The sequence below is a fragment of the Stieleria sp. genome (genome assembly GCF_041595215.1).
In the GTDB taxonomy this organism is placed as follows: domain Bacteria; phylum Planctomycetota; class Planctomycetia; order Pirellulales; family Pirellulaceae; genus Stieleria; species Stieleria magnilauensis.
Map to the genome: position 1 here is coordinate 1 of NZ_JBFHKV010000639.1, position 4,969 is coordinate 4,969.

A 4,969-nucleotide genomic window follows, 5' to 3' on the forward strand; every position below is an offset into this window, starting at 1 on the left:
CGACGCGTGGCCAGTGGCTGGTTCATTGCACGCGGGTCAGCCAAGGTCCCTGGCCGGGACAAACCGACCGACAGCACCGCGACGGTTTGTTGTTGGGCGACACCACGTTGGCAACCATCACCAAACGCACGCCGTTGGATTTCTTGCAGCGAATCGTTCGCATGCGTCGCATGGTCGGATCGGCGATCGCGAGTGATCGGGCCTGGCCGGTGGTTTGTTTTTCTGAGGAGTCACTCGAACGGTTGCTATCGCGGCGAAGTTATCGTCCGCATCTGCACCGCTGGGATTACGAGCCGTATGGCGTTGCGATCCGCAAGTCGGCGGCCATCGCCGCGGGAGCCCAGTCGGTGATCTACGGCAGCGCCGAACTGCGTAAGACGATTGCAGAAACAGACCGGTTCCGATTTCAATCCGTCGGCACGACGTACGATTGGACTCAGGAACGTGAATGGCGGTTTGCCGGCGATGTCGATTTGGATCGATTGGATCGCCGTGACGTGCGGGTCTTTGTCGCCGACCAGGCAGACGTCAGCCGTGTCGCCGGGCCTTTCGACGTCAGTGTCGTCGGGCAGTTTGTTCAATCAGCGGGACGCCCATCAGCGCATGCCTGAGATTCGATACCAAGGTTGTGGGTGAGCGACGTGGTCGGAATCGTCTCGGCGGACGGTGGATGTCGGCGGTTCGGCGGGCTGCCTTTCAGCAGCCTGTGTTTCAGCGGGCTGCAGCTGGCTGATGTACGACGGGAGCGTGTCGGATTGCGGCAGCGGTTTGTCCGAGTGCGGTTGCCGTTGATTCGTTTGCGTGACAGGTTCGGTTGCCAAGTCGGTGGGACAAAGCTCGATCGGTCGGGATTGAATCAACGTTCCGGTGGCGCGTTTTAAGTTGAAAATCGACAGTTTGAAGGTCAGTTGCGATTGCAGGTATTCGTATTCGGCGACCGCCAGTGCGTCCTGGGCGATCAGCAAGTTTTCCAGGGCCAAGCTGGCGGTGACGTCTTCGCCGGGCAGCTGCTGCCATCGCTTGGTCAACGCATTGAGTTGCGCGTTGCGGGCCTGCATCGCGTGCTGCTTGGTCGACAGTTCGGTCTGGGAAGTCATGCATTCACGGGCGGCGACTTCGACTTCGAATCGGACGGTTTCCAGTGTGGTCGCGTACTGATTGCGGAGTTGACGGATTTCTAATTGCCGGCGTCGATGTCGCGCGTTGGCGGCGCGGTTAAAAACTGGGAGTTCGTATTCCAGTCCAAGTCCGTAGCTGGGGCGTCCGGTGTCAAACTGATTCGCCCAAGCGTCGAAGGCTTGCCCCTCGCCTTCTAAACCGCTCAGGTAGAAATTGGTGACCAGATCCAGCTCCGGCAACAGTTCGTGCTTGGCCATTTGTAAACGCACCGAAGCCGCTTTGATGTTCTTGATCGCTTGTTGCAGTTCCGGTCGTTTTTGGAACGCGATGGTGATCGATTCATCCAGTTCGACCGGCAGGCTTTCGAAAACCGGCATGTCGATCGGGATGATCTCGACGTCGCAAAGGGACGGGTCGTTGACGAGTGATCGGAGTCGTGACTCGGCGTTCTTGACCGCGGCGCGGGCGCGGACCAGTTCGCTGGCGCGTGATTTCAGTGTCGCGTCTGCACTGATGATCTGCGTCAGCCGGGCGTCGACTTCGCGTCGTTGGTTCAACCGGTCAAAGACGTCTTTGCCGCGGATGTACGAGTTGATCTTTTGGTACAAGACCGCCCGTTCGAGGTGCAATGCCCAGTACGATCGGGCGACTTCCAACAGGTGAGATTGAAGTTGGCGTTGGACTTCATCTTCGGCGACGTTCTTGTCAATCTGGGCCAGCAACACCAGGCTTTCGTTGTACTGGCGTCCGCGGCCACGCATCAGCGGTTGCGTGAAGGACAGGTTCAACCGCGCCGTGCCTTGCGGATCGGGCACGAAGAACTGGGAGTTGTTGTCTTGGAACCCGAGTCGTTGATACAGTTCCAGGTCGGCACCGGAACGTGTCCGTCGACGCAAACCCGCCCGCGCGCTCAAACGATGGTCTTCGAAAAATCGGACGTCGCCACCGGCCGTCAATGAATTCCCGATCGGGTCGGTGGTGTCGTCCCAGCGGGCCTCGGTGAACGCGGTCCAGTCGAAGGCGGCGTCGGCCTCGATGATCGTGGTCTCGCGGATCAGTGGCAAGTCGCGAAAGACTTGGATCTGTCTGGAATGCTCCAACGCACGGAGCAACGTGTCGTCCAAGGTCAGCGCCGCCGAGGGAACTTCCGGGCGGATCGGTTGCGACACCAGGGGTTGCCACCAGCCGGGGTCGAAGGTGGCGTCGGCGGCATGACCCCCTTCGGTTTCGAGGTGCTGATGGACGTGTCGAAGCGTTTGGTCGTTCGCTACCGAAGCGGTCGTCACCGAAGCAGCCGATGGCGCTGCCGTTGGGGAGGACTGCGCGGTCAGATCGATGGGGGCACAGGAGACGGTGATCGCGACGAGCGACAGTCGTGCGAGCGCCGAAACGTCCACGTTCCATTGCTTGTTGAGAGTCGGCGCGGTGGGCGCACGACCGAACATCGTCAATCCTTGACGAAGTGAAAACATCACGTTGATTCTGTTCATGTGGGGCAAGTGAACGCATTCGGCACGCGATCATTGATCGGCGGCGCCTGACGGAATGCCCGTGTGGGGAGGGCAACGATTCCGATGTTGAGGGTTTTCGGTCACTCGCGATGGCGGACTTCACGAGCCAACACTCAGATCACGGTTTGCGGTCGCCCCGGCAGCGTTTTGTGACAGATGTTCATGCCGGTACGTTCGTGCGTGTTACGACGGTCGCTGCCATCGGTGGGAATGATTTTCGATGGTTAGCCCGGTAAAATTGCTGGAGTGCTTCGTCAAAAATAAAAGTGGCCGGAGCACTAGGTTTGGCTCGGTGCCCCTTCCATCTTCAGCACCGGCAACCGGCCGCGGACGTCGATTTGGGAACGGATCGATGCGGGCGTGTTGTCGGCCGGTCGCGGGCGGTTCTCGGGCAACAGTGCCGGTGCGTGATACAGAGAGCCCTGGCGGGTGCCGCGGCGGGCGAATTCGGCCTCGATTTGAAGCTTCAACGTTGACTTTTCCAGGCACCACTGAGGGGCGATCAGATACTTGGGTGGCGCATCACCGCTGATTCGTTCGACGATCGTTGTGGGGGGGATGCGTTCCAGAAAGTCGACGACGGTGTTTACGTAAGTGTCCTGTTGCATCATCTGAATTTTACCGCTGGCCACTTCTTCCCCCAGCGGTGTGCCTTGGACGGCATACAGGTTGTGCAGTTTGATCGCGTCGAAACCGAGTCGTGCCACTTCGTCGGCGGTCTGCATCATCATCTCGTGGGTTTCGCCGGGGATCCCCAGAATGATGTGGACGCAACACTCGAAGCCTTGTCCGCGGCTGCGATCGATGGAATTGATCAGGTGATCGTGGGTGTGGGCGCGATTCATCCAGTCGAGTCCCGGCTGATGCATCGTTTGCATCCCGAACTCCAACGAAACATAGTGTTCTTGGGCCAGTTGGCGAGTCAACTCGATGACACTCTCGGGAACACAATCGGGGCGGGTTCCGATCGCCAGGCCGACGATATCGGGGTGCCAGCGGAGCGCCATCCGAAAGACTTCTTCGAGTTGGTCGACCGGGGCGTACGTGTTGGTCGCGGGCTGGAAATACGCTAAAAAACCGGCCACCTGCTTGTAGCGCCGCCGAACGCTGGTGATGCCGCCCTCCAATTGCTCGCTGACTCGTTTCAGCCGTACCCGTCGCGAGGGGCTGAACGAGCGGTTGTCGCAGAAATTGCAACCGCCGCGGGCGACCGCGCCGTCCACGTTGGGACAGGTGAAACCGGCGTCGATGCTGACCCGCTGGACCCGCCCGCCGAACCGGCGACGCAGGGCGGCGCCGAACGCGTTGAAGGGTAGACCTTCGCGTTGCCAGGCCAAACGATCGTTACAATGAGAATTTGTCAAAGGAGTCCGTTGCCAAACAATGGTACTGGATCGATAGTAGTAGGTGGCGGGAACCCCGCCCGTTATCATTTGTTTTGTTCTGATCCCTACCAGTCTACCGCGACAGACAGTTCCGCCACATCCCGCGAGGACGACGGTGAATTATTACGACGACGACGAAGACCTAGATTTTGCCGGCCCCTACGGACAGTTGACGCCCGTCGGCGGCGGCGACCCGATTCCGCTGATCAAAGATCGCTTGACCATCGGCCGACGCTCCGAATGCGACGTCCAGCTGAAATTCAATAATGTCTCCGGCCAGCATTGCCGGCTCTCCCTGGAGCACGGCTATTGGTTCATCCGCGACATGAACAGCCGCAACGGTGTGAAAGTCGACGGCCGACCGGTCATCCGCAAACGGCTCGATCCGAAGTGCAAGTTGTCGATCGCACGCCATGAGTACTTGGTCGAATACGATCCGCAGACGCTCGGCGCCTACGGGCCCCCGCCGGCCGATGACGAGTACTTGGACGAATTGATGCGGAGTTCGCTGATGGACCGCGCCGGGCTCAGCAAACGGGACACCAAGCGACCGTTCGGCAACAAGGATCCCGAGTAGAACGGCATCGCTGGCCGACATGGGAGGCGGGAACGCTCAGTTGACGGCACGTGTTGATGTCCAGCCTTTAGGCGATTCTACGGATGCCGTCAGGCATCGCGCGTTTCCGCCAGCCGCTTTGCGGCTGCGGGGGACTTTTGTTAGCGGCAGGGCGCGAGCCCTCCGGTCTTGCACAGTGTTTCCAAGCCGAAACCGGACGGCTCGCGCCGTTCCGCTATCTCCTTCAGTATGTGTTAGCGGCAGGGCGCGAGCCCTCCGGTCTTTCACGGTGTTTCCAAGCTGGAACCGGACGGCTTGCGCCGTTCCGCTATCTCCTTCAGTATGTGTTAGCGGCAGGGCGCGAGCCCTCCGGTCTTTCACGGTGTTTCCAAGCTGGA

Annotated in this window: 3 protein-coding genes and 1 pseudogene; 2 read left to right on the forward strand and 2 right to left on the reverse strand. The window is 60.0% G+C overall.

Annotation, left to right across the window (positions count from 1 at the left end):
- Nucleotides 1-611, forward strand: a pseudogene (locus tag ABX749_RS21590) (hypothetical protein); the annotation flags it as partial.
- On the opposite strand, the gene ABX749_RS21595 reads toward ABX749_RS21590, so the two are convergent.
- Together ABX749_RS21595 and ABX749_RS21600 are read right to left on the reverse strand one after the other, a co-directional pair.
- Nucleotides 597-2,591, reverse strand: a complete 1,995-nt coding sequence (locus ABX749_RS21595; protein ID WP_372897804.1) for a TolC family protein — start codon at nucleotides 2,589-2,591, stop codon at nucleotides 597-599. The pseudogene ABX749_RS21590 and the gene ABX749_RS21595 overlap by 15 nt on opposite strands.
- A 317-nt stretch (nucleotides 2,592-2,908) precedes the next feature.
- The gene (locus tag ABX749_RS21600) at nucleotides 2,909-3,994 is read right to left on the reverse strand and encodes a TIGR01212 family radical SAM protein (RefSeq protein ID WP_372897805.1); all 1,086 of its coding nucleotides are present in this window, start codon (nucleotides 3,992-3,994) and stop codon (nucleotides 2,909-2,911) included.
- Between the two features lie 136 nt (nucleotides 3,995-4,130).
- Here ABX749_RS21600 and ABX749_RS21605 point away from each other — a divergent pair, with 136 nt between their 5' ends.
- Nucleotides 4,131-4,592 (forward strand): FHA domain-containing protein, encoded by a 462-nt coding sequence (locus tag ABX749_RS21605; protein WP_145207048.1) that lies wholly within the window; start codon nucleotides 4,131-4,133, stop codon nucleotides 4,590-4,592.
- Nucleotides 4,593-4,969 lie beyond the last annotated feature (377 nt).